At 67.4% G+C, this 18871-nt stretch carries 21 protein-coding genes; 11 read left to right on the top strand and 10 right to left on the bottom strand.

Features of this window, described 5'->3' with window-relative positions; genetic code table 11:
• Positions 1–77: 77 nt before the first annotated feature.
• The 3 genes from OKW52_RS06305 to OKW52_RS06295 all read right to left on the bottom strand — a co-directional run bounded on the left by OKW52_RS06305 (position 78) and on the right by OKW52_RS06295 (position 3146).
• Complete coding sequence (locus OKW52_RS06305; RefSeq protein WP_264504963.1) at positions 78–245, bottom strand: hypothetical protein; 168 nt, start codon at positions 243–245, stop codon at positions 78–80.
• Between the two features lie 130 nt (positions 246–375).
• Entirely contained in the window at positions 376–1440 is a 1065-nt protein-coding gene (locus OKW52_RS06300; protein ID WP_264504962.1) for an MBL fold metallo-hydrolase, read from the bottom strand.
• The gene (locus tag OKW52_RS06295; RefSeq protein WP_264504961.1) at positions 1437–3146 is read right to left on the bottom strand and encodes an acyl-CoA dehydrogenase; all 1710 of its coding nucleotides are present in this window, start codon (positions 3144–3146) and stop codon (positions 1437–1439) included. Before OKW52_RS06295 ends, OKW52_RS06300 begins: the two co-directional genes overlap by 4 nt.
• Positions 3147–3287: 141 nt before the next feature.
• Between OKW52_RS06295 and OKW52_RS06290 the strand changes: the two genes are divergently transcribed.
• Entirely contained in the window at positions 3288–4235 is a 948-nt protein-coding gene (locus tag OKW52_RS06290) for an L-threonylcarbamoyladenylate synthase (RefSeq protein ID WP_264507665.1), read from the top strand.
• A 130-nt stretch (positions 4236–4365) separates the two neighbouring features.
• Here OKW52_RS06290 and ald read toward each other — a convergent pair whose 3' ends face one another.
• Positions 4366–5484 (bottom strand): alanine dehydrogenase, encoded by a 1119-nt coding sequence (gene ald, locus OKW52_RS06285; RefSeq protein WP_264504960.1) that lies wholly within the window; start codon positions 5482–5484, stop codon positions 4366–4368.
• Positions 5485–5620: 136 nt separating this feature from the next.
• Here ald and OKW52_RS06280 point away from each other — a divergent pair, with 136 nt between their 5' ends.
• The 3 genes from OKW52_RS06280 to OKW52_RS06270 all read left to right on the top strand — a co-directional run bounded on the left by OKW52_RS06280 (position 5621) and on the right by OKW52_RS06270 (position 7286).
• Positions 5621–6079, top strand: coding sequence for an Lrp/AsnC family transcriptional regulator (locus OKW52_RS06280; RefSeq protein WP_264504959.1), 459 nt, complete (start codon positions 5621–5623; stop codon positions 6077–6079).
• A gap of 65 nt (positions 6080–6144) precedes the next feature.
• On the top strand, positions 6145–6621 hold the full coding sequence (locus OKW52_RS06275; RefSeq protein WP_264504958.1) for an arsenate reductase ArsC: 477 nt from the start codon (positions 6145–6147) through the stop codon (positions 6619–6621).
• Positions 6618–7286: an aquaporin gene (locus tag OKW52_RS06270; protein WP_264504957.1), complete on the top strand. Its 669-nt coding sequence runs from the start codon at positions 6618–6620 to the stop codon at positions 7284–7286. The genes OKW52_RS06275 and OKW52_RS06270 overlap by 4 nt, the downstream gene beginning before the upstream one ends.
• Here the strand turns inward: OKW52_RS06270 and OKW52_RS06265 are convergent.
• Together OKW52_RS06265 and rpsU are read right to left on the bottom strand one after the other, a co-directional pair.
• A complete protein-coding gene (locus tag OKW52_RS06265; RefSeq protein WP_264504956.1) occupies positions 7265–8506 on the bottom strand; it encodes a glycosyltransferase family 4 protein in 1242 nt (413 codons plus the stop codon). The genes OKW52_RS06270 and OKW52_RS06265 overlap by 22 nt on opposite strands.
• 119 nt (positions 8507–8625) lie before the next feature.
• Positions 8626–8832: a 30S ribosomal protein S21 gene (gene rpsU, locus OKW52_RS06260; protein ID WP_068305413.1), complete on the bottom strand. Its 207-nt coding sequence runs from the start codon at positions 8830–8832 to the stop codon at positions 8626–8628.
• A 249-nt stretch (positions 8833–9081) separates the two neighbouring features.
• Here rpsU and OKW52_RS06255 point away from each other — a divergent pair, with 249 nt between their 5' ends.
• The 7 genes from OKW52_RS06255 to recR all read left to right on the top strand — a co-directional run bounded on the left by OKW52_RS06255 (position 9082) and on the right by recR (position 15796).
• Positions 9082–10128 (top strand): saccharopine dehydrogenase family protein, encoded by a 1047-nt coding sequence (locus OKW52_RS06255; protein WP_264504955.1) that lies wholly within the window; start codon positions 9082–9084, stop codon positions 10126–10128.
• 75 nt (positions 10129–10203) lie between these two features.
• Positions 10204–10872, top strand: a complete 669-nt coding sequence (locus tag OKW52_RS06250) for a COQ9 family protein (RefSeq protein WP_264504954.1) — start codon at positions 10204–10206, stop codon at positions 10870–10872.
• A 95-nt stretch (positions 10873–10967) separates the two neighbouring features.
• Positions 10968–11825 carry a branched-chain amino acid aminotransferase gene (locus tag OKW52_RS06245; protein WP_264504953.1) on the top strand — a complete coding sequence of 286 codons (858 nt, stop codon included), beginning with the start codon at positions 10968–10970 and terminating at the stop codon, positions 11823–11825.
• 101 nt (positions 11826–11926) lie between these two features.
• A complete protein-coding gene (locus OKW52_RS06240) occupies positions 11927–12919 on the top strand; it encodes an NAD(P)H-quinone oxidoreductase (RefSeq protein ID WP_264504952.1) in 993 nt (330 codons plus the stop codon).
• A 119-nt stretch (positions 12920–13038) separates the two neighbouring features.
• Entirely contained in the window at positions 13039–14772 is a 1734-nt protein-coding gene (locus OKW52_RS06235; protein WP_406622191.1) for a DNA polymerase III subunit gamma/tau, read from the top strand.
• 67 nt (positions 14773–14839) lie between these two features.
• Positions 14840–15196: a YbaB/EbfC family nucleoid-associated protein gene (locus OKW52_RS06230; RefSeq protein ID WP_264504950.1), complete on the top strand. Its 357-nt coding sequence runs from the start codon at positions 14840–14842 to the stop codon at positions 15194–15196.
• Positions 15197–15796: a recombination mediator RecR gene (gene recR / locus OKW52_RS06225; protein ID WP_264504949.1), complete on the top strand. Its 600-nt coding sequence runs from the start codon at positions 15197–15199 to the stop codon at positions 15794–15796. It begins immediately after the preceding gene.
• Between the two features lie 6 nt (positions 15797–15802).
• Here the strand turns inward: recR and OKW52_RS06220 are convergent, their stop codons facing one another.
• The 4 genes from OKW52_RS06220 to lgt all read right to left on the bottom strand — a co-directional run bounded on the left by OKW52_RS06220 (position 15803) and on the right by lgt (position 18762).
• Complete coding sequence (locus tag OKW52_RS06220) at positions 15803–15925, bottom strand: hypothetical protein (RefSeq protein WP_264504948.1); 123 nt, start codon at positions 15923–15925, stop codon at positions 15803–15805.
• Between the two features lie 115 nt (positions 15926–16040).
• Positions 16041–16793: a peptidoglycan editing factor PgeF gene (gene pgeF / locus OKW52_RS06215; protein WP_264504947.1), complete on the bottom strand. Its 753-nt coding sequence runs from the start codon at positions 16791–16793 to the stop codon at positions 16041–16043.
• The gene (locus OKW52_RS06210) at positions 16790–17875 is read right to left on the bottom strand and encodes a class I SAM-dependent methyltransferase (protein ID WP_264504946.1); all 1086 of its coding nucleotides are present in this window, start codon (positions 17873–17875) and stop codon (positions 16790–16792) included. Before OKW52_RS06210 ends, pgeF begins: the two co-directional genes overlap by 4 nt.
• On the bottom strand, positions 17872–18762 hold the full coding sequence (gene lgt, locus OKW52_RS06205; RefSeq protein WP_264504945.1) for a prolipoprotein diacylglyceryl transferase: 891 nt from the start codon (positions 18760–18762) through the stop codon (positions 17872–17874). The genes OKW52_RS06210 and lgt overlap by 4 nt, the downstream gene beginning before the upstream one ends.
• Between the last annotated feature and the right edge of the window lie 109 nt (positions 18763–18871).

Genomic DNA, 18871 nt, shown 5'->3' with positions numbered 1-18871 from the left:
CGCGGGCACGGCAGGGATGCCACACCCGCGCCGCGGCCCGTTCTTATCGCGCAATTTCAGCGCGTTGGGATCGCAGTTCAGGCCACGGCCAGCATCATGGTGCTGATCTCCCACAGCCGTTCGGCCGACTCGTCATTGGCCGCGTGGGCGTTGACACCGGCAAAGCGCGCGGTCGGGCTGTCGGGATCGGTCGGCAGCGCAATATCGCAATCCTCGCAATAGACGCCGGGCTTGCCCACCAGCAATGGCGAGGTCGCCGCCCAGAGTGTCGTCGAGCCCCCTGCTTGGGCGTCTTGAACCCGGCTTTGGCCAAGTCGGACGGCTGCCCGTCTTCACCCAGCCTGCCCAGCGCTATTTGCGCCTGAAGTCCACGGCTTAGCCTACGGCCTGCCACAACCACGCGCCCTGCGGATCGTCGCGCCAGCGGCGGACACGCCCGTGGTGCAAGAGGTGGTTCAGGTGCGCGACCGCCTCGACCAGCGCCATGCCCGCCGACGCGCCGGTGATCTCGCGCTTGAAAAGCGGGAGGAAACACTGCGCGGCGGTTTTGGGCTCGGTCAGGAAGGCTTCCAGCCGGTTGAGCGCCCCGACATGGTTCTCGACCATCTGGCGCAAGCGCAGCGGCAGGCCGGTGAAGGGCAGCTTGTGGCCGGGCAGCACAAAATGGCGATCCTCGGCGAACTGCGCCAGACGGGTGCAGCTTTCCATCCATTCGCCGACCGGATCGGCGTCGGGCTCGGTCGCGTAGACGCCCAGATTGGCGCTGATGCCGGGCAGCAACTGATCGCCGCCGATCACCAGATCGTCGTCCAGGCTCCAGAAGGTCGCATGTTCCGGGGCGTGGCCGTTGTCGCAGCGCACACGCCAGCGGCGGCCGCCCATGGTGATCTCGTCGCCCTCAGCCACACGGGTGAAGCCCAACGGCAAGTAGGACACAACATCCTTGAAATTGAAGGGATTCTCTTCCATCCGGCGCGCGATCTCGGCCTCATCCACGCCCGCACTGCGCCAATAAGCCACGGTCTCGGGCACCGGGCGCTCGTGCACGTCCAAAAGCAGCATGCGCGCGAACAGCCATGAGGTGCGCGTGGTCACCAGTTCGGCCCCGTGGTCGGTCTGCAACCAGCCTGCCAGCCCGATGTGGTCGGGGTGGTGATGCGTCACCACAATGCGGCGGATCGGACGCCCGGCCAGTGGCCCGGCCATCAGTCCCAGCCACGCTTCTTTCGATTTTCCGCCCCCAAAACCGGTGTCGATGACCGTCCAGCCGTCGCCATCATCCAGCGCATAGACATTGACGTGGTCCAGTTGCATCGGCAGCGGCATCCGCATCCACAGCACGCCCGGTGCCACCGTGATCGCCTCACCCGGCGCGGGCGGCTCTTCATGCGGAAAGCGGATACCGGGGTCTTGCGGACGCGGGGCAGTGGTTTGGGTCATGCGCTTTCCAGATCTTCGGCGCTCAGAGCATAGAGTTGCCCGGCCCCGGCGCGGGCCTGCACCAGGAGCGATTCGTGCTCGGGCAGGATACGGTCGATGAAGACGGTGGCAAGCCGGGCACGCGGCCCGTCGGGATCGGCCAGCGCGGCCTTGAGGTGGTAATGCGCACCCAGAATGCGGGCAAAGGCGCGCAGGAAGGCGGTCGCCCCGGCGTTGCGGTCGCCCGCTTCCTGCGCCACCAGCCATTCGGTCGCCTCGCGCAGCGTTTCAGCCGCATCCCAGACCTTGTGGGCCAGCTCGGGCGCTTTCGAGCGCGCGGCTTCGGCGGTATCCTCGACCTCTTGCAGCAGACGGAAGGCCGCTTCGCCGCCGTCCATCATCTTGCGGCCCACCAGATCCATCGCCTGAATGCCGTTGGTGCCTTCATAGATCGGCGTGATCCGGGCGTCGCGCAGGTACTGCGCGGCACCCGTTTCCTCGATAAAGCCCATGCCGCCGTGGATCTGCACACCCAGTGACGCAATCTCGCAGCCGATATCGGTGCCTTGCGCCTTGGCAATCGGGGTCAGCAGCGCGGCGCGGGCGTTCCAGCTGTCCTTGCCGGTGGCCTTGGCCATGTCGATGGCCATGCCGCAATCCAAGGCAATCGCGCGGGCGGCGAAGATCTCGGCCTTCATCACCGCCAGCATGCGGCGCACGTCGGCGTGGTCGATGATCGCGCCGTCGCCCAGCGGGGTGCGGCCCTGCTTGCGGTCCTTGGCATAGGCCAGCGCGTGCTGATAGGCGGCCTCGGCCACGCCGATACCCTGCGCGCCGACGCCCAGACGGGCATTGTTCATCATGGTGAACATCGCCGCCATGCCGCCATTCGGCTTGCCGACCATCCAGCCTTGCGCGCCCTCAAAGCTCATCACGCAGGTGGGCGAGCCGTGGATGCCCAGCTTGTGCTCCAAAGAGACCACGCGCAGGTTGTTACGCTCGCCGGGATTACCGGCAGCGTCGGGGATCAGTTTGGGCACCATGAACAGGCTGATGCCCCGCGTGCCGGGCGCGCCATCGGGCAGACGGGCCAGCACCAGATGGCAGACGTTCTCGGCCACGTCGTGATCACCCCAGGTGATGAAGATTTTCTGACCGGTGATCGCATAGCTGCCATCGCCGTTATCTTCGGCCTTGGTGCGCAGCGCGCCGACGTCGGAACCGGCCTGCGGTTCGGTCAGGTTCATCGTGCCGGTCCATTCGCCCGAGATCAGCTTGGGCAGATACAGTGCCTTGAGCGTGTCGCTGGCGTGGTGATCCAGTGCCTCGATCTGGCCTTGGCTCAGCAGCGGGCAGAGTTGCAGCGACAGACAGGCCCCGGCCATCATCTCGAACACGGCCGTGTTCAGGGTCAGCGGCAGACCCATCCCGCCATGCTCAGGCGCGGCAGAGAGACCGACCCAGCCACCCTCGGCAATCGCCTTGTAGCCGTCCTTGAAACCTGGCGAGCTGCGCACGACACCGTTTTCCAGCTTGGCAGGCGTCAGATCGCCGCCCCGGTTCAGGGGTGCCAGCACTTCGTCACACAGGCGGCCCACCTCGGTCAGAATGGCTTCGGTCACATCGGCACCGGCCTCGGCGAAGAGGTCGGTCTGGGCAAGACGGTCGTAGCCCAGAACCTTGTCGAGCAGGAAACGGGTTTCGGCGACGGGTGAGGTGTAGGGCATTGGCTATCTCCGTGGCTGACGCGCGGGACCAGTGAAAGAAGGGCTGCTTGGCAAGCCCGGTCGAGGGTTGTATTGCCCCAGTTCAGCGCCTTTCGCTACCCGCAGAAATCAAAACGCAGCGTCACCCGAGCCCGCCCCGCCATGCCCGAGACCCGCCTTCTGACCGCCGATGCGCCGGGCCTGACCCGGGCCGCCGCGCTGCTGCGCGCGGGCGGGCTGGTCGCCTTTCCGACCGAGACGGTCTACGGGCTGGGCGGCGACGCAACGCAGGACCACGCGGTGGCGGGGATCTTTGCCGCCAAGGGGCGGCCGCGGTTCAATCCGCTGATCGTGCATGTGCCGGATGTGAGGCTGGTTTCGCGCTATGCGGTGCTGACGCCTCTGGCCGAACAGTTGGCAGCGGCGTTCTGGCCCGGCCCTTTGACGCTGGTGCTGCCGTTGCGCTTGGACGGCGGGTTGTCGCCGCTGGTGACGGCAGGGCTGGAGACCGTGGCGGTGCGGGTGCCCGCGCATCCGGTGGCGCGCGCGTTGCTGGAGGCCTTCGGCGGGCCGCTCGCCGCGCCCTCGGCCAACCCGTCGGGGCGGATCAGCCCGGTGACAGCGCAGCATGTGCTGGAGGGATTGAGCGGGCGGATCGACGGGGTGGTCGATGGCGGAGCCTGTGCGGTGGGGCTGGAGTCGACGATTCTGGATGCCACCGGCGATGCCCCGGTTCTGCTGCGCGCAGGCGGGCTGGCGGTGGAGGCGGTCGAGGCGTTGGGGCTGCGCGTGGGGGTGGCGACGAGTGGCGCGATCACCGCGCCGGGGCAGCTGGCCTCGCATTACGCGCCGCGCGGGCGGGTGCGACTGGGGGTCGTGTCGCCCGAGGCGGGGGAGGTCTGGGTCGGCTTTGGCCCCTGCCCCGGCGCGGCGCTGAGTCTGAGCGAGTCCGGCGACACGACGCAAGCCGCCGCGCGTCTGTTCCATGCGTTGCACGAGGCGGATGCGCTGGCCGGACCCGGTGGGCGGATCGGCTTCGCGCCGGTGCCCGAGGTGGGATTGGGGCGCGCGGTGAACGACCGGCTGCGGCGCGCGGCGGCACCGCGGTAAGCGAGGGGGCTGCGCGCCCCCTCGCGCTCCCCGCGCCAAAGGGGGCGCACGCGCCCCCTTTGGAAACCCCCGTGCGTATTTGGGGCAAGATGAAAGGGCTGGCGCGGGAAGCGTCCGCCCCGGCGGCGCTTCAGACCCGGAGCGCCTCGCGCGGGTCCATGACCGGCAATTCCAGCGCCTTGCCGACAGCGGCGTAGGTCAGGTGGCCCGCGTGGGTGTTGAGACCGGCCATCAGATGCGCATCCTCGGCGCAGGCCAGTCGCCAGCCTTTGTTCGCCAGCGCCATCATGAACGGCAGCGTCGCGTTGCCCAGCGCCTGTGTCGAGGTGCGCGCGACCGCGCCCGGCATGTTGGCGACGCAATAGTGCAGCACGCCGTCCACCTCATAGATCGGGTCGGCGTGGGTGGTGGCATGCGATGTCTCAAAGCAGCCGCCCTGGTCAATCGCCACATCGACCAGCACCGCGCCGGGCTTCATCATCGACAGCTGTGCGCGGCTTACCAGTTTGGGTGCTGCGGCACCGGGGATCAGCACCGCGCCGATGATCATATCCGCGACAGGCAGCAGATCGGCCAGACCGGCGGCGCTGGAGTATTGCGTGGTCAGGCGGCCCTGAAAGATGTCGTCAAGATAGGACATGCGCGGGATCGAGCGGTCGAGCACGGTCACATTCGCCCCCATCCCCACCGCGACCCGCGCCGCCGCGGTCCCGACGACACCGCCGCCGACAATCACCACATTGGCCGGACGCACACCCGGCACACCGCCCAGCAGCACGCCGCGCCCACCGTTGGCCTTTTGCAGCGACCACGCGCCGACCTGCGGGGCCAGACGGCCCGCGACCTCGGACATCGGCGCCAGCAGCGGCAGCCCGCCGTTGCGGTCGGTCACGGTCTCATAGGCGATGGCGGTGACGCCGCTGTCGAGCAGGTCGCGGGTCTGCGCGGCATCGGGCGCGAGGTGCAGGTAGGTGAACAAAAGCTGGCCTTCGCGCAGCTGCTTGCGCTCGACAGGTTGCGGTTCCTTGACCTTGACCACCATTTCCGCCGTGGCGAAGATCTCGGCAGCCGTGTCGACGATCCCGGCCCCGGCGGCACGGTAATCGTCGTCGCTATAGCCAGACCCCAGCCCCGCGCCGGCCTCGATGATCACACGGTGACCCGCTGCGACGGCCTCATGCGCGGCGGCGGGGGTGATCCCGACGCGAAATTCCTGTGGCTTGATTTCCCGGGGGCATCCGATCAGCATCGTGCTCTCCTGTTGTTTGTGCGCTCAGGGTCGCGCATCGGGACTGACAGGTGCTTGATTTTTTCGGCGAGACAAGGAAAGATCGCGCAAGAAGCTTCGACATTTACACCAACCCTTCGATGAAAGTTGCGCTGCAATGCAGCTAGACGCTACAGACCGCCGCATCCTGAGAACGCTTCAGCGTGAAGGGCGCATGTCCAACGCCGAGCTGGCCGAGCAGATCGTGCTGTCGCCCTCGGCCTGCCACAGGCGTGTGCAGCGGCTGGAAACCGACGGCTTCATTGCGGGCTATGTCGCGCTGGTCGATCCGCGCAAGATCGGCAAGCCGGCGACGGTGTTCGTGGAGATCACGCTGAACGGCCAGTCGGATGAACTGCTAGACGGGTTCGAAAAGGCCGTGGCCAAGATCCCCGATGTGCTGGAATGTCACCTGATGGCGGGCAGCGCCGATTATCTGCTCAAGCTGGTGGTCGAGGATACCGAGGATTTCGCGCGCATTCACCGACAGTATCTGGCCCGCCTGCCCGGCGTGGCGCAGATGCAGTCGTCTTTTGCGCTGCGCACGGTGGTCAAGACGACGGCGTTGGACCTGTAACGCCGGATTGTCATGAAACCGTCACGCAGCGGGCCTAAGCGCGAGCGACACAGCAGGAGCTTGCGATGACCCATGTTCTGATCCTTTGCACCGGCAATTCGGCCCGCTCGATCATGGCCGAGGGCGCGTTGAACGCTCTGGGCGGCGGGCGCTTCACTGCCTATTCTGCGGGGTCAAAGCCGACGGGCGCGCCCAACCCGTTTGCCCTGGCGCAACTGGAGGCCGAGGGCATCGACCCCGGCTTTGCGCGCTCGAAAAGCTGGGACGAGTTCGCCGCTGAGGGTGCGCCCGCGCTGGATCTGGTGATTACCGTGTGCGATTCCGCTGCGGCTGAGGAATGCCCCTACTGGCCCGGCGCGCCCAAACGGGCGCATTGGGGGCTGCCGGACCCGGCCGCTGTCACCGGATCGGACGCCGACAAGGCGGCTGCCTTCGCGGACGCTTATGGCGTGATCGCCCGGCGGATGGCGGCGCTGGTGGCGCTGGACCCCGCAGCAGCCGACTATGACGCGCAACTCAAAGCCATCGGCGCGCTGCAATGAACGCGCGGATGCTGACCGCCGAGGCGCTCGGCACCCTGCTTCTGGTCGCTGCCGTTGTCGGCTCGGGCATCATGGCCGAAACGCTGACCGGCGACGTCGCGCTGGCGCTGTTGGCCAATACCATCGCCACGGCAGCGGCGCTGGTGATGTTGATCACCGTGCTGGGGCCGATCTCGGGCGCGCATTTCAACCCTGCCGTCACGCTGGTTTTCACCCTGCGTGGCGAGGTGGCCGTGACCACCGCCGTCGCCATGGTCGCCGCGCAGTGTGCGGGCGGGGTGGCGGGCAGCTGGCTGGCGCATCTGATGTTCGAACAGCCGGTGCTGCAAGCCTCTACCCATATCCGCACCGGCGGCGCGCAATGGCTGGCCGAAGGCGTGGCGACCTTTGGTCTGATCCTGTCGATCCTGGGCGCGATCCGGGCGCAGGCGAATGTGGCGATTGTCGTCGCGCTGTGGATCACGGCGGCCTATTGGTTCACCGCCTCGACCAGCTTTGCCAACCCGGCGGTCGCCTTGGCGCGCGGGTTCAGCGATACCTTTGCAGGCATCCGTCCGGTTGATCTGCCGGGGTTCTGGGCGGCGCAGGTGATCGGCGCCTTGGCCGGGATGGTGCTGGGCGGCTGGCTGTTTCGCAACGACGATCAGGACAGCGCGCGGGTGTAAAGCGCCTCGATCGTGTCGATCTTTTTCTGCCAGTCATAATCGCTGCGCACCTTGGCCGCGCCCGCCTGCCCCATGGCACGGGCCTGCGCGGGGTCAGCGGCCAGAATGTCGATGGCCATGGTGAGCCGCTGCGCAAACCCCTCACGCGGCGCGGGCGGCACAAGGATGCCGCAGGTCGGGTCCAGATAATCCGCCGGCCCGCCCCAGTCGCTGGCGATCACCGCGCGGCCCATTGCCATCGCTTCCAGCACCACCGCCCCGCCGCATTCGCGCAGGCTGGGCAGGATCAGCGCGTCTGCTCCAGCCAGATGCGCGGCGCAGGCGGTTTGCGGCAGGAAGCCGTGGAAGGTAACGCGCCCGGTCAGGCCAAGCGCGCGGGTCTGCGCCTCGAGCGCGGCGCGCTCGGGTCCGTCACCCAGAACAGCCAGCGTCACCGGCCTGGCCGTCTGGACCAGCGCAGTCAGGACACTGTCCAACGCCTTCAACCGGATCAGCCGCCCCATGAACACCAGCCTCAGCGGGCCCTCATCGCGCGGGGCATCCACGGGCTGCGGCCACAGGCTGAAATCCACCGCGTTCTCGACCAGTTCGACCACCGGCGGTCCCGACACCGGCAATGCCTTGGCCGTCCGCTGGTTCGCCACCAACAACAGCGCCGCGCGGCGTTTGCCGGGGATCAGCCGGTTCACCAGCCCGGCCAGAGGTCGCCCCACCCCCACGAACAGGCGCGAGGCGCGGCCTTCGAAATCCTCATACCCCGGCGGATAGCTCATCCCGCCGTTCATCGGCCCGATCACCACCGGCACCCCCAGCCCGTGCAACAGCGACGGCGCAGCCGGCGACACCGGGATCGGCTGATGCACCAGATCCACCTGCCCCGCCGTGATCAGCCCGCGCGCCAGCCGCCGCTGCTGCACCCCCGTCGCCAGCCCCATCAGATTGCCGAACAGATGGTCGCGGATCGCGCCGGGAAACCGTGCCCCGATCCGCCAGAGCCAGCGGTGCAGGGCGGTGTCGGGGGAATAGGTGATGCGGTCGGCCAGATCGGGGGCCAATTCCTCAAGCCCGGCGCGGTTGCGCTCATGCGTGATCAGCCGCACGTCGCGCCCGCGCCGGGCCAGCAGGGTGAAATACTTCAGCGGCAAGATGGCTTCGCCCCCGAACCGGGCCGAGGCATTGTCGGCAACGATCAGGACGCGCGGTTGTGAAGGGTAGGTCATGGGACTTCCGGCTGGTTTGCGCCTTTGTCGGCCAGCCCAGTGCCCGGGTCAAAGAAAAACCCCCGGACCGCAAGGGTCTGGGGGTTCTCTATGTCCATCACCCCGAAGGGCGAAGCAGTTCAGAGCATGCCTTCGCGCTGTGCCTTCTTGCGCGCGAGTTTGCGCGCACGACGGATAGCTTCAGCTTGCTCACGGGCTTTCTTGACGGAGGGTTTCTCGAAATGCTGCTTGAGCTTCATTTCCCGAAACACACCTTCACGCTGAAGTTTTTTCTTCAGGGCGCGGAGAGCCTGTTCGACGTTGTTGTCGCGAACCGATACCTGCATGTGGTTTTCACCACCTTTCTAGGTTTGAGTTTCGTAAAGTGCAGGACGCGCTGCCTTAACAAGGGCCGCAGCGTTTGTCCACGCTGATTCTATGCGCGGCGGGGGATCGCCGGGTCTGGCCAGCCTGACTTGACAGCCTTTGGGCCGGGGGCAAAGATTTGCGACTGGCTGACGCCGGGGGAGTGTGCGGATTGCTGCGCGTCTTCGCCCCCCACCATGCGCAACGCCTGATCGCAGGGAGCCCTATTTATGGCGCGGGAACTGGTGGTGTACGGGGCGTATGGCTACACCGGCAAGCTGGTGGCCGAGGCGCTGGTAGCCCGCGGACTGCATCCGATCCTTGCCGGGCGCAACGGCGCACGGCTGCAATCGGTGGCGGAATCGATGAATTGTCACCGGGTCGCGGTGGCCCTGGGCGATGCCGCCGGGCTGCGCGGGCTGACCAAGCGCGCGGCGGCGGTGCTGCATTGCGCCGGTCCGTTCCGCGACACCGCAGCGCCGATGCGCGCGGCCTGTCTGGCGACGGGGACGCATTACATCGACATCACCGGCGAGGTTGAGGTGCTGCAAGCCTGCGCCGAGGCGGATGCGGCGGCGCGCGCAGCGGGGATCATGCTGATGTCGGGCGGCGGGTTCGATGTGGTGCCGACCGATTGCATCGCCGCCATGCTCAAGGCCCGGCTGCCGGATGCAATAAAGCTGACGCTGGCGTTCAGTACCACCGGCGGCGCATCGCGCGGGACGATGCGGACCTCGGCGGCGTATCTTGCCGATGCGCCCCTGGTGCGTCGCAGGGGCGAACTGACGCCCCGGCGCGGCAGGCGCGAGGCGCGGATCGATTTCGGCAGCGGCCCGGTCAAGGCCCGCGCGGTCAGCTGGGGCGATATCGTGACGGCGTGGCATTCGACCGGCATTGCCGACATCGAGGCCTTTATGGTCCTGCCGCCTGAGTCCCGCAAACTGGTCACCGCCCCATGGCTGCTGCGCAGGTTCCTGACCTCGTCCTGGGGCAAGAGCCGGGTCGAGAAAGCGCTGGCCAACCTGCCCGACGGCCCCGACGCCCACGCGCGGGCCGAGGGGCACGCGCTGGTTTACGGCCGTGTGGTGAATGCCGAGGGGATGGTGGTCGAGCTGCGCCTGCGTACCGCCGAGGCCTATCAGTTGACCGCGCTCAGCATGGCCGAGATCGGCGCACGGGTGATGCAGGGCGATGCGCCGATCGGCTATCAGACGCCCTCGACGGCCTATAGTGCCGAGTTTGTGCTCACCCTGCCCGGATCGGCCATGATCCGCTGACCGCGCAGCCCTTCGGGCTTGGACGCCCTGGGGTTTCGGCCTACATTCCAGACAACCCCAGAAAGCGAGGCCCCGATGACCCAGTCCGCAGCCGACCGCCTGCTTGATGCAGCCCTCGTGCACGTCGCCTTTGACGGCTGGTCCGAAGCCACGCTCAAAGCCGCCGCGCGCGACACCGGCATCGACCCGGCCTTGGCAAAGGCGCTGTTTCCCCGCGCCGGGGTCGATCTGGCGCTGGCCTATCACCGCCGAGGCGATGCGCAGATGCTGGCGGCTCTGGCCGAGCGGGATCTGACCGCCCTGCGTTTTCGCGAAAAGATTGCGCTGGCGATCCGGCTACGGTTGGAGAACGCCGACCGTGAGGCGGTACGCCGCGCCGCCACGCTGCTGTCGCTGCCGCAAAATGCCCCGCAGGCCGCCCGTGCGGTCTGGGCCACCGCTGATGCAATCTGGACGGTGCTGGGTGACACCAGCGAAGACGGCAACTGGTATTCCAAACGCGCGATCCTGTCGGCGGTGCATTCCTCGACCGTGCTGTTCTGGCTGGGCGATGACAGCGAGGGGCAACACGAGACGTGGCACTTCCTTGACCGGCGGATCGAGAATGTCATGCAGTTCGAGCAGACGAAGGCAAAGATCAAAGCCTCGCCGGTGCTGAATGCGACGGTGGGCCTGCCCTTCCGGCTGCTGGAAAGCCTGAAGAAGCCACAAGCAACGGGGCCGATGCCTGGCGGCACGCAGTAATAATATTGCGCAACAGCGCAACTTTGTTACGCGATCAGTTGACGACTGCCCTGCCGTAAAGGTAAGCCCCTTGCACACTCTGGGAGGGCCTCACGATGGCAGTCGGCACCGAACTCGCAACCTGGTTTGACGGCAAATGGCACGCCGGCAACGTACCGGTGATCCGCGCGGGCGATCACGCGGCGTGGCTGGGGTCAGGCGTGTTCGACGGCGCGCGGCAGTTCGAGGGTGTGCGCCCCGATCTGGACCTGCACGCGGCCCGTATCATCCGCTCGGCGCAAGCCATGGGGATGATCGCCCCGGTCACCGGCGAAACGGTGCAGGGGCTCTTGGAAGAGGGCTGCAAGATGTTTGCCCCCGATGCCGCGCTTTACTTGCGCCCGATGATGTGGGCCTGCGAAAGCACGCCTGGCGTCATAGACCTTGTGCCCGAGTCCACCGGCTTTGCGCTGTGCATCGAAGCGATGCCGATGCCCCAGCCGGGCGCGTTTACCCTGACCGTCTCGCCCTACACCCGCCCCCGCCCCGACATGGCGCTGACCGAGGCCAAGGCCGCCTCGCTCTATGCCAATAACGGGCGGATCATGGCCGAAGCCCGCAAGCGCGGCTTTTCGAATGCGCTGTCGAAGGACGTTGAGGGGAATGTGGCCGAGACGGCCTCGACCAATGTATTTCTGGTGCGCGACGGGGTGGTGTTTACCCCGGTGCCGAACGGCATGTTCCTGAACGGACTGACCCGGCAGCGGGTGATCGGACTGATGCGCGACGCTGGCATCGAGGTGGTGGAATGCGCGCTGCGGGTTGAGGATTTCCAGAGTGCCGACGAGATCTTTGTCACCGGCAATATCGCCAAGGTGATGCCGGTCGCGGCGCTGGACGACCGGGTGTTCGCACAGACGCCGTTGGGGTCGCGCGTGCGGCAGATGTATTGGGACTGGGCGCTGTCGCGCTGAGCCCAGCCGACGGATGGTGCGCGCAAGCGCACACCCTACCCCGGCTATTTCCGCCACCGCCTGCCTTGGCTATGCTGCGCCCGAATCAGCCGGAGAGAGCCATGCCCCAATCCCACACCATGCGCGTGATCGAGATTTCCAAGCCCGGCGGGCCCGAAGTTCTGGTCACCGCCGAGCGCGCCGTGCCGGTGCCGGGCGAAGGCGAAATCGTCATCCGCGTCGCCTATGCGGGCGTGAACCGCCCCGACACGCTGCAACGCGCGGGGAATTATGCCCCGCCGCCGGGCGCGTCGGATCTGCCGGGGCTGGAATGCTCGGGCGTGGTGGCCGAGATCGGGCCGGGCGTCAGCCGCTGGCACATCGGTGACAAGGTCTGCGCCCTGCTGCCGGGCGGTGGATACGCCGAATACGTCACCACCCCCGCCGCCCATGCGCTGCCGGTGCCCGAGGGCATGGACCTGCGCGCCGCCGCCTGCCTGCCCGAGACCTATTTCACTGTCTGGACCAACGTCTTCGACCGGGGCCGCTTGCAGGCGGGCGAGCGGTTTCTGGTGCATGGCGGCTCATCGGGCATTGGCACGACGGCGATTCAGCTGGCCTCGGCCCGTGGGGCGCGGGTGTTCGCGACGGCGGGCAATGCCGAGAAATGCGCCGCCTGCGAAGCGCTGGGCGCCGAAGTCGCGATCAACTACCGCGAGGCGGATTTCGTCGACGTGCTGAAGGCCGAGGGCGGCGCGAACCTGATCCTCGACATGGTCGGTGGCAGCTATCTTCCGCGCAACGTCAACGCGCTGGCCGGCGACGGGCGTCTGGTGCAGATCGCCTTTCTGACCGGCCCCAAGGTCGAGCTGAACTTCGCGCAGCTGATGATGCGGCGGCTGACCATCACCGGCTCAACCCTGCGGCCCCAGTCCGTCGCCGCCAAGGCCCGGATCGCGGAATCGCTGGAGCGCGAGGTCTGGCCGCTGCTGGCCACGGGACGCATCGCCCCGATCATCGACAGCGAGTTCGCCATGGAAGACGCGGCACTTGCCCATGCGCGGATGGAAACGTCCGAGCATATCGGCAAGATCGTGATGAAGGTGAGCGGGTAAGGGGGCTTTCCGCCCCCTCTTCGGCTGTCGCCGAATTCACCCCCCGAGGATATTTAGAGAGCAAAGAGGGGGCGGGGCTGGACCTCGCCCTTTGTGCTGCCTAGTCTGCCGTCGAAAGGATGCCGATGACCCAGACCTATCAGGTTCTTGCCCGCAAATACCGCCCCGAGACCTTTGCCGATCTGATCGGGCAAGAGGCGATGGTGCGCACGCTCAAGAATGCTTTCGCGGCGGATCGCATTCACCATGCCTTCGTGATGACGGGCATCCGGGGCACCGGCAAGACGGCGACGGCGCGGATCATTGCCAAGGGGCTGAACTGCACCGGGCCGGATGGCAACGGTGGGCCGACGACCGAGCCCTGCGGGGTGTGCGATTCGTGCAAGGCGATTGCCGAGGGGCGGCATGTCGATGTGATGGAGATGGACGCCGCCAGCCGCACAGGCGTGGGCGACATCCGCGAGCTGATCGACTCGGTCGCGTACCGCGCCGCCTCGGCGCGCTACAAGATCTACATCATCGACGAAGTGCACATGCTGTCCAACAGCGCGTTCAACGCGCTGTTGAAAACGCTGGAAGAGCCGCCGCCCCATGTGAAATTCATCTTCGCCACGACCGAGATCCGTAAGGTGCCGGTAACCGTTCTGAGCCGTTGCCAGCGGTTTGATCTGCGGCGGATCGAGCCCGAGGTGATGATCGCCCATCTGCAGAAGATCGCGGGCAAAGAGGGCGCATCGGTCGCCGAGGACGCGCTGGCGCTGATCGCGCGGGCGGCCGAAGGATCGGTACGCGATGCGATGTCGCTGCTGGATCAGGCGATCAGCCATGGCGCGGGCGAGACCGGCGCGGATCAGGTGCGCGCGATGCTGGGGCTGGCCGACCGGGGCCGGGTGATGGATCTGTTCGAGGCGATCCTGCGCGGCGATGCCGCCAGCGCGCTGGAAGAACTCGCCGCGCAATATGCCGACGGGGCCGACCCGGTTGCCGTGCTGCGCGATCTGGCCGAGATCACGCATTGGGTATCTGTCATCAAGGTGACCCCCGCCGCTGCCGAAGACCCCACCGTCAGCCCGGATGAGCGCACGCGCGGCGTCGATCTGGCCGCGCGGATGGATCTGCGGGTGCTGGCGCGGATGTGGCAAATGCTGCTCAAGGCGCTGGAAGAGGTGGGGCAGGCGCCAAACAGCATGATGGCCGCCGAGATGGCGGTGATCCGCATGACCCATGTGGCCGAACTGCCGACGCCGGATGAGCTGATCAAGCGGCTGCAAGACAGCCCGCCTCCGCCCGCGCCAAATGGCGGCGGCGCGCCGATGGGGCGCGGTGAGGGTGGCGGCGCGCAGGCGATGGGCCGCAGCGCGATGCCCTCGGGCGGCGGCGGTGGCGGCGCGCAGGCGGCGCTGGCGGGGGATGTGGCCCCGCTGGCGCGCTATGCGACGTTTGAGAGCGTCGTCGCGCTGATCGAGGAACGCCGCGACATCCACCTGCTGCATGAGGTGGAAACCAATCTGCGGCTGGTGCGCTATTCGCCGGGCCGGATCGAGTTCGAGCCGACAGGCAATGCCGCGCGCGATTTCGCTTCACGGCTGGCCGGGCGGTTGCAGGGCTGGACCGGCGCGCGCTGGGGGGTGAGCATCGCGCAGGGCGGCGGCAAGACCATCGCCGAGGTGCAGGACGCCGAGAAGGCCGAGCGCGAGGCGCAGGCCCGCCACGACCCGCTGGTGCAGGCGATCTTCGCCGCCTTCCCCAAGGCCCAGATCGCCGCCTTCCTGCCCCCGGTCGAGACCGCGCTTGAAGTGGCCGAGGCCGCGCTGCCCGAAGTCGAGGACGAATGGGATCCGTTCGAGGACTGACCGCGCCTTGCGGCTCTGCCCGCGCGTCCCTATCTTTCGGGCAACTTCAGAATGCAGGAGAAGAACGATGCTGAAAGGGTTGGGCGGGCTCGGCGGTCTTGGCGATATGGGCAAGATGATGAAAGCCGCGCAGGAAATGCAGGAGAAGATGGCCGATCTCCAGACGAAGCTGGACACCATCGAGGTCACGGGCGAATCCGGGGCCGGGCTGGTCAAGGCGAAGGCGAACGGCAAGGGCGTTCTGAGCGGCCTCACCATTGATCCGTCGATCTTCAATGCCGAGGACAAGGAAGTGGTCGAGGATCTGATCCTTGCCGCGATCAAGGATGCGCAGAGCCGTGCGCAGGAGCGCACCAAATACGAAATGGGCAATCTGGCGGAATCGATGGGCCTGCCCCGCGACATGAACCTGCCGGGTCTGTAAATGGCGCAGGCGCCCGGCGAGATCGAGGCGCTGATCGCGCTCATGGCGCGGTTGCCCGGGCTTGGGCCGCGCTCGGCCCGCCGGGCGGTGCTGCATATGCTCAAGAAGCGTGCCGTCGTGATGGACCCGCTGGCGCAGGCCTTGGCCCGGGTCGCCGCGACGGCACGCGATTGCCGGAGCTGCGGCAATATCTCGGACTATGACATCTGCCCGATCTGCGCCGACAACCGGCGGGCGACGGGCGTGGTTTGCGTGGTCGAGGATGTCAGCGATCTGTGGGCGCTGGAGCGCGCGGGCGGCTTCAAGGGCCGCTATCATGTGCTGGGCGGGACACTTTCGGCGCTGGAATCGGTGGGGCCGGACGTTCTGCGCATCCCGCAGCTGGTCGCCCGGATCGAGAGCGAGAACCTGCGCGAGGTGATTCTGGCGCTCAACGCCACGGTCGAGGGCCAGACCACGGCGCATTATATCGCCGAGGCGCTGGCCCCCAGCGGCGTGACCGTCAGCGCCTTGGCGCGGGGTCTGCCGATGGGGGGCGAGTTGGATTACCTTGATGACGGAACGATTTCCGCGGCGCTGGCGGCGCGGCGGCAGGTCTGACAGCGCTCAGGCGAAAACAGGTTTCGCGACCTTGCGGCGTTGACGGCGCAGTGCCCAGGGCATCTGAATGCGCGGATTGGCGCTCTCGGAAATGACCCATCGAGTCCAGCGGGAGGGGGTCTTGGCCATCAGTCACATCCTTGCCTGTCGACACTCTGAACGGGCGTCGTTCCAGCGCTGACTCTGGCGGCGGAATGGGGCACGATCGCGGCCCGCGCGCGGCCAGAGGCGGGAAATTCCGAGACTAGAGCCGGATGGCCGAGATCAGGCGGCCATAGTCGGCCTCGCCGGCATGTACCGAGCGGCGATAGGAATAGAACAGGCGCGGGTCGGAATAGGTGCAGTGCCGGGTCCATTCGGCATGACCGACGCCCGCGTCGCGCAGGCGTTTCAGGCCGAAACCGGGCAGATCAAAGAGATAGCGATCGCCCTCGCCGCTGGCGAAAAACCATTCGTTATCAGGGTCTTCATCAAGGAAAGCCTGCAGGAATTCTGGCCCCACCTCATAGGCGCGCTGGCTGATGCAGGGGCCGATGATGGCCGAGGTCTCGCCCCGGTCCGCGCCCAGCGCCTCCATCGCGTCGAGCGTTGCTTCCAGCACGCCTTCAAGCGCACCACGCCACCCGGCATGGACCGCGCCGATCACCTGCGCGGTGGTGTCCAGCAGCAGAACCGGCATGCAATCGGCGGTCAGGATCGACAGCGCCAAGCCCGGCACATCGGTGACCATCGCGTCGGCCTTGCCCTGCGGGCCGCCCGTGGTGACGGTCACCACCTTGGCGGAATGCACCTGATGCACGCCCAGCAGCGCCGACGGCATCACCGCCATGGCACTGGCCACACGGTTGCGGTTGATGGCGACGATCTCGGACTGGTCCGACGATCCGGTCCCACAATTGAGGCCCGAGAAAATCCCCGACGACGCGCCGCCGCGCCGGGTGAAAAACCCGTGGCGCGCGTCGCTCAGCGCGTCTGAGGTGAGGATCTCCATGGTCATGTTACGGCCTCGGTATCCTGTGCCGGGGAAAATCCCGGCGGCATCGGCGCGCCCGGTGCAACCAGCGCAAGCGCTTTGAACAACGTTCCCATTTCTGAGGCATCGGTCAAGCGGCGAAGCGCGGCAAGGTGCTGGCGCAACCCCTCGCCCGTCAGACCTTGGGCCAGTCGGGCGGCGCGTGCCTCAATTCCCAGCGCCGAGAGCAAGGCCCCCTGCGCGGTCAGCGCGCTGACCTTGAGTGGCGCAGCAGCCAAGGCCAGCGCCTCGAAATCCACATGGGCGGTGAGGTCGGCAAGGCCGGGCTGGGCGAACGGGTCGGTATAGGCATGCCCACGCAGCGCCTGAAACGTGTCGCCGGTGCTGCGCCAGTCGCCGTAGTCGATGATCAGCGCCGCCCCACCGCGCGCGGCGATACCCTGCGCCACGACCTCAACCGACGCGCGGGCCGAGGGGCGCGTTTCCACCACGTCGCCGTCCTGCGTATCGGCCAGCCGGTGTGCCAGATCGGCCAGCGGCGCGGCAGGGGTCAGGCCCGCCGTCAGCGTGCCGTCCTGCACCCCCACGACCACCTCTCGCCAGCCCTCGCCCGAGCGCTGGAACTGGCGGATCGGCAGGGCGTCGAAGAACTCGTTGGCCACAAACCACAGCGGCGCGTCGGGCAGCGTGGCAAGCGTGTCGTGCCACGTGACCGGCACACCGGCCAGCGCCTGCGCCTGCACCGCGCGCAGCACGGGCGAGGCCTCGACCAGATGCACCGCCATGCGCTGATGAAAGCCGGGCACGCCGCGCGTGGCACGCCAGATGTCGGCCATCAGCGTGCCGCGTCCCGGCCCGGCCTCGACCAGCACGCCCTCGGGCGCGCCCTGATCCAGCCACGACTGCGCCAGACACAGCCCGATCAGCTCGCCGAACATCTGGCTGACCTCGGGCGCGGTGGTGAAATCACCCGCGATGCCCAGCGGGTCGCTGGTGGCGTAATAGCCGTGCTGGGGGTTGAGCAGGCACTCGGCCATATACTCGGCCAGCGTGATCGGCCCGGTTGCCGCGATCCGGCGCGTCAGGATGTCCGCGAGTGCGGTCATGGCACCCGCCGACGTTGCGCGAAAACGATCAGCGCAAGCCCCGCCAGCACCATCGGCAGGCTCAGCGTCTGGCCCATGGTCAGGCCGAAATCACCCAGCCGCACCACGTAACCCGCCGGGTCCGCCGCAAGGAACTGGTCATCCGGCATGCGCCAGAATTCGACGATGATCCGCGCCAGACCATAGCCCGCCAGAAACACACCCGTAACAAGCCACGGCTTTTTCAGCGCGTGCAGTCGGGTGACGAGGACCCACAGGACCAGCCCCAGCAGCACCCCTTCCATCCCCGCCTCATACAGCTGCGTGGGATGGCGGGCGCATTCATGCATCCAGTCGGTCGGGCAGACACCGCCCGAGCCGGGGAACATAACGCCCCATGGCAGGGTGGTGGGATGGCCCCACAGTTCAGCATTGGCAAAGTTCGACAAGCGCCCCAGCCCCAGCCCGACCGGGATCACCATCGCCATGGAATCCCCCACCGCCGAGGCAGGAACGCCGTTGCGGCGCGCAAAGAGGAAGCCCGCTACCGTGGCGCCGATCAGACCGCCGTGGAAGGACATGCCGCCTTCCCAGACCTTCAGGATCTCAAGCGGATGCGAGAGGTAATATTCGGGCTGATAGAACAGCACAAAACCCAGCCGCCCGCCCAGGATCACGCCCAGAATGATCCAGGTCAGCAGCGACTCGACCAGTTCAGCGGTCATCGGCGCGCGGTCGCCCGGCCACAGCGCCGGGCGGCGCATGGCGGCGACGATCAGCCGCCAGCCGATGACGAAACCGGCGATATAGGCCAGCGCGTACCAGCGCAGCGCCAGATGGAACCCGCCCAGATCCAGCGAAAAGATCTCGGGGCGCAGAAAGGACGGGAATTCGATGACGAACGGCATGGCAACCCTTGGCTGTGATCCCTTGGGTTTCCCGTGAGGGCCGGGGGAAGTCAACCTTGCGCATCGGGCACGCCCATCCCATATAGGTCACAACCCAGTTGAGGAGCCC

The organism is Pararhodobacter zhoushanensis, from assembly GCF_025949695.1.
In the GTDB taxonomy this organism is placed as follows: domain Bacteria; phylum Pseudomonadota; class Alphaproteobacteria; order Rhodobacterales; family Rhodobacteraceae; genus Pararhodobacter; species Pararhodobacter zhoushanensis_A.
The sequence above is the reverse complement of the archived record's forward strand: the minus strand, read 5'-3'. Positions and strand labels throughout refer to the sequence as shown.

What these genes read in the sequence shown, in the direction of transcription:
- OKW52_RS06300 (WP_264504962.1), bottom strand. Translation starts at nt 1,440, where the DNA reads ATGACCCAAACCACTGCCCCGCGTCCGCAAGACCCCGGTATCCGCTTT.
- OKW52_RS06295 (WP_264504961.1), bottom strand. Translation starts at nt 3,146, where the DNA reads ATGCCCTACACCTCACCCGTCGCCGAAACCCGTTTCCTGCTCGACAAG.
- OKW52_RS06290 (WP_264507665.1), top strand. Translation starts at nt 3,288, where the DNA reads ATGCCCGAGACCCGCCTTCTGACCGCCGATGCGCCGGGCCTGACCCGG.
- ald (WP_264504960.1), bottom strand. Translation starts at nt 5,484, where the DNA reads ATGCTGATCGGATGCCCCCGGGAAATCAAGCCACAGGAATTTCGCGTC.
- OKW52_RS06280 (WP_264504959.1), top strand. Translation starts at nt 5,621, where the DNA reads ATGCAGCTAGACGCTACAGACCGCCGCATCCTGAGAACGCTTCAGCGT.
- OKW52_RS06275 (WP_264504958.1), top strand. Translation starts at nt 6,145, where the DNA reads ATGACCCATGTTCTGATCCTTTGCACCGGCAATTCGGCCCGCTCGATC.
- OKW52_RS06270 (WP_264504957.1), top strand. Translation starts at nt 6,618, where the DNA reads ATGAACGCGCGGATGCTGACCGCCGAGGCGCTCGGCACCCTGCTTCTG.
- OKW52_RS06265 (WP_264504956.1), bottom strand. Translation starts at nt 8,506, where the DNA reads ATGACCTACCCTTCACAACCGCGCGTCCTGATCGTTGCCGACAATGCC.
- rpsU (WP_068305413.1), bottom strand. Translation starts at nt 8,832, where the DNA reads ATGCAGGTATCGGTTCGCGACAACAACGTCGAACAGGCTCTCCGCGCC.
- OKW52_RS06255 (WP_264504955.1), top strand. Translation starts at nt 9,082, where the DNA reads ATGGCGCGGGAACTGGTGGTGTACGGGGCGTATGGCTACACCGGCAAG.
- OKW52_RS06250 (WP_264504954.1), top strand. Translation starts at nt 10,204, where the DNA reads ATGACCCAGTCCGCAGCCGACCGCCTGCTTGATGCAGCCCTCGTGCAC.
- OKW52_RS06245 (WP_264504953.1), top strand. Translation starts at nt 10,968, where the DNA reads ATGGCAGTCGGCACCGAACTCGCAACCTGGTTTGACGGCAAATGGCAC.
- OKW52_RS06240 (WP_264504952.1), top strand. Translation starts at nt 11,927, where the DNA reads ATGCCCCAATCCCACACCATGCGCGTGATCGAGATTTCCAAGCCCGGC.
- OKW52_RS06235 (WP_406622191.1), top strand. Translation starts at nt 13,039, where the DNA reads ATGCCGATGACCCAGACCTATCAGGTTCTTGCCCGCAAATACCGCCCC.
- OKW52_RS06230 (WP_264504950.1), top strand. Translation starts at nt 14,840, where the DNA reads ATGCTGAAAGGGTTGGGCGGGCTCGGCGGTCTTGGCGATATGGGCAAG.
- recR (WP_264504949.1), top strand. Translation starts at nt 15,197, where the DNA reads ATGGCGCAGGCGCCCGGCGAGATCGAGGCGCTGATCGCGCTCATGGCG.
- OKW52_RS06220 (WP_264504948.1), bottom strand. Translation starts at nt 15,925, where the DNA reads ATGGCCAAGACCCCCTCCCGCTGGACTCGATGGGTCATTTCCGAGAGC.
- pgeF (WP_264504947.1), bottom strand. Translation starts at nt 16,793, where the DNA reads ATGACCATGGAGATCCTCACCTCAGACGCGCTGAGCGACGCGCGCCAC.
- OKW52_RS06210 (WP_264504946.1), bottom strand. Translation starts at nt 17,875, where the DNA reads ATGACCGCACTCGCGGACATCCTGACGCGCCGGATCGCGGCAACCGGG.
- lgt (WP_264504945.1), bottom strand. Translation starts at nt 18,762, where the DNA reads ATGCCGTTCGTCATCGAATTCCCGTCCTTTCTGCGCCCCGAGATCTTT.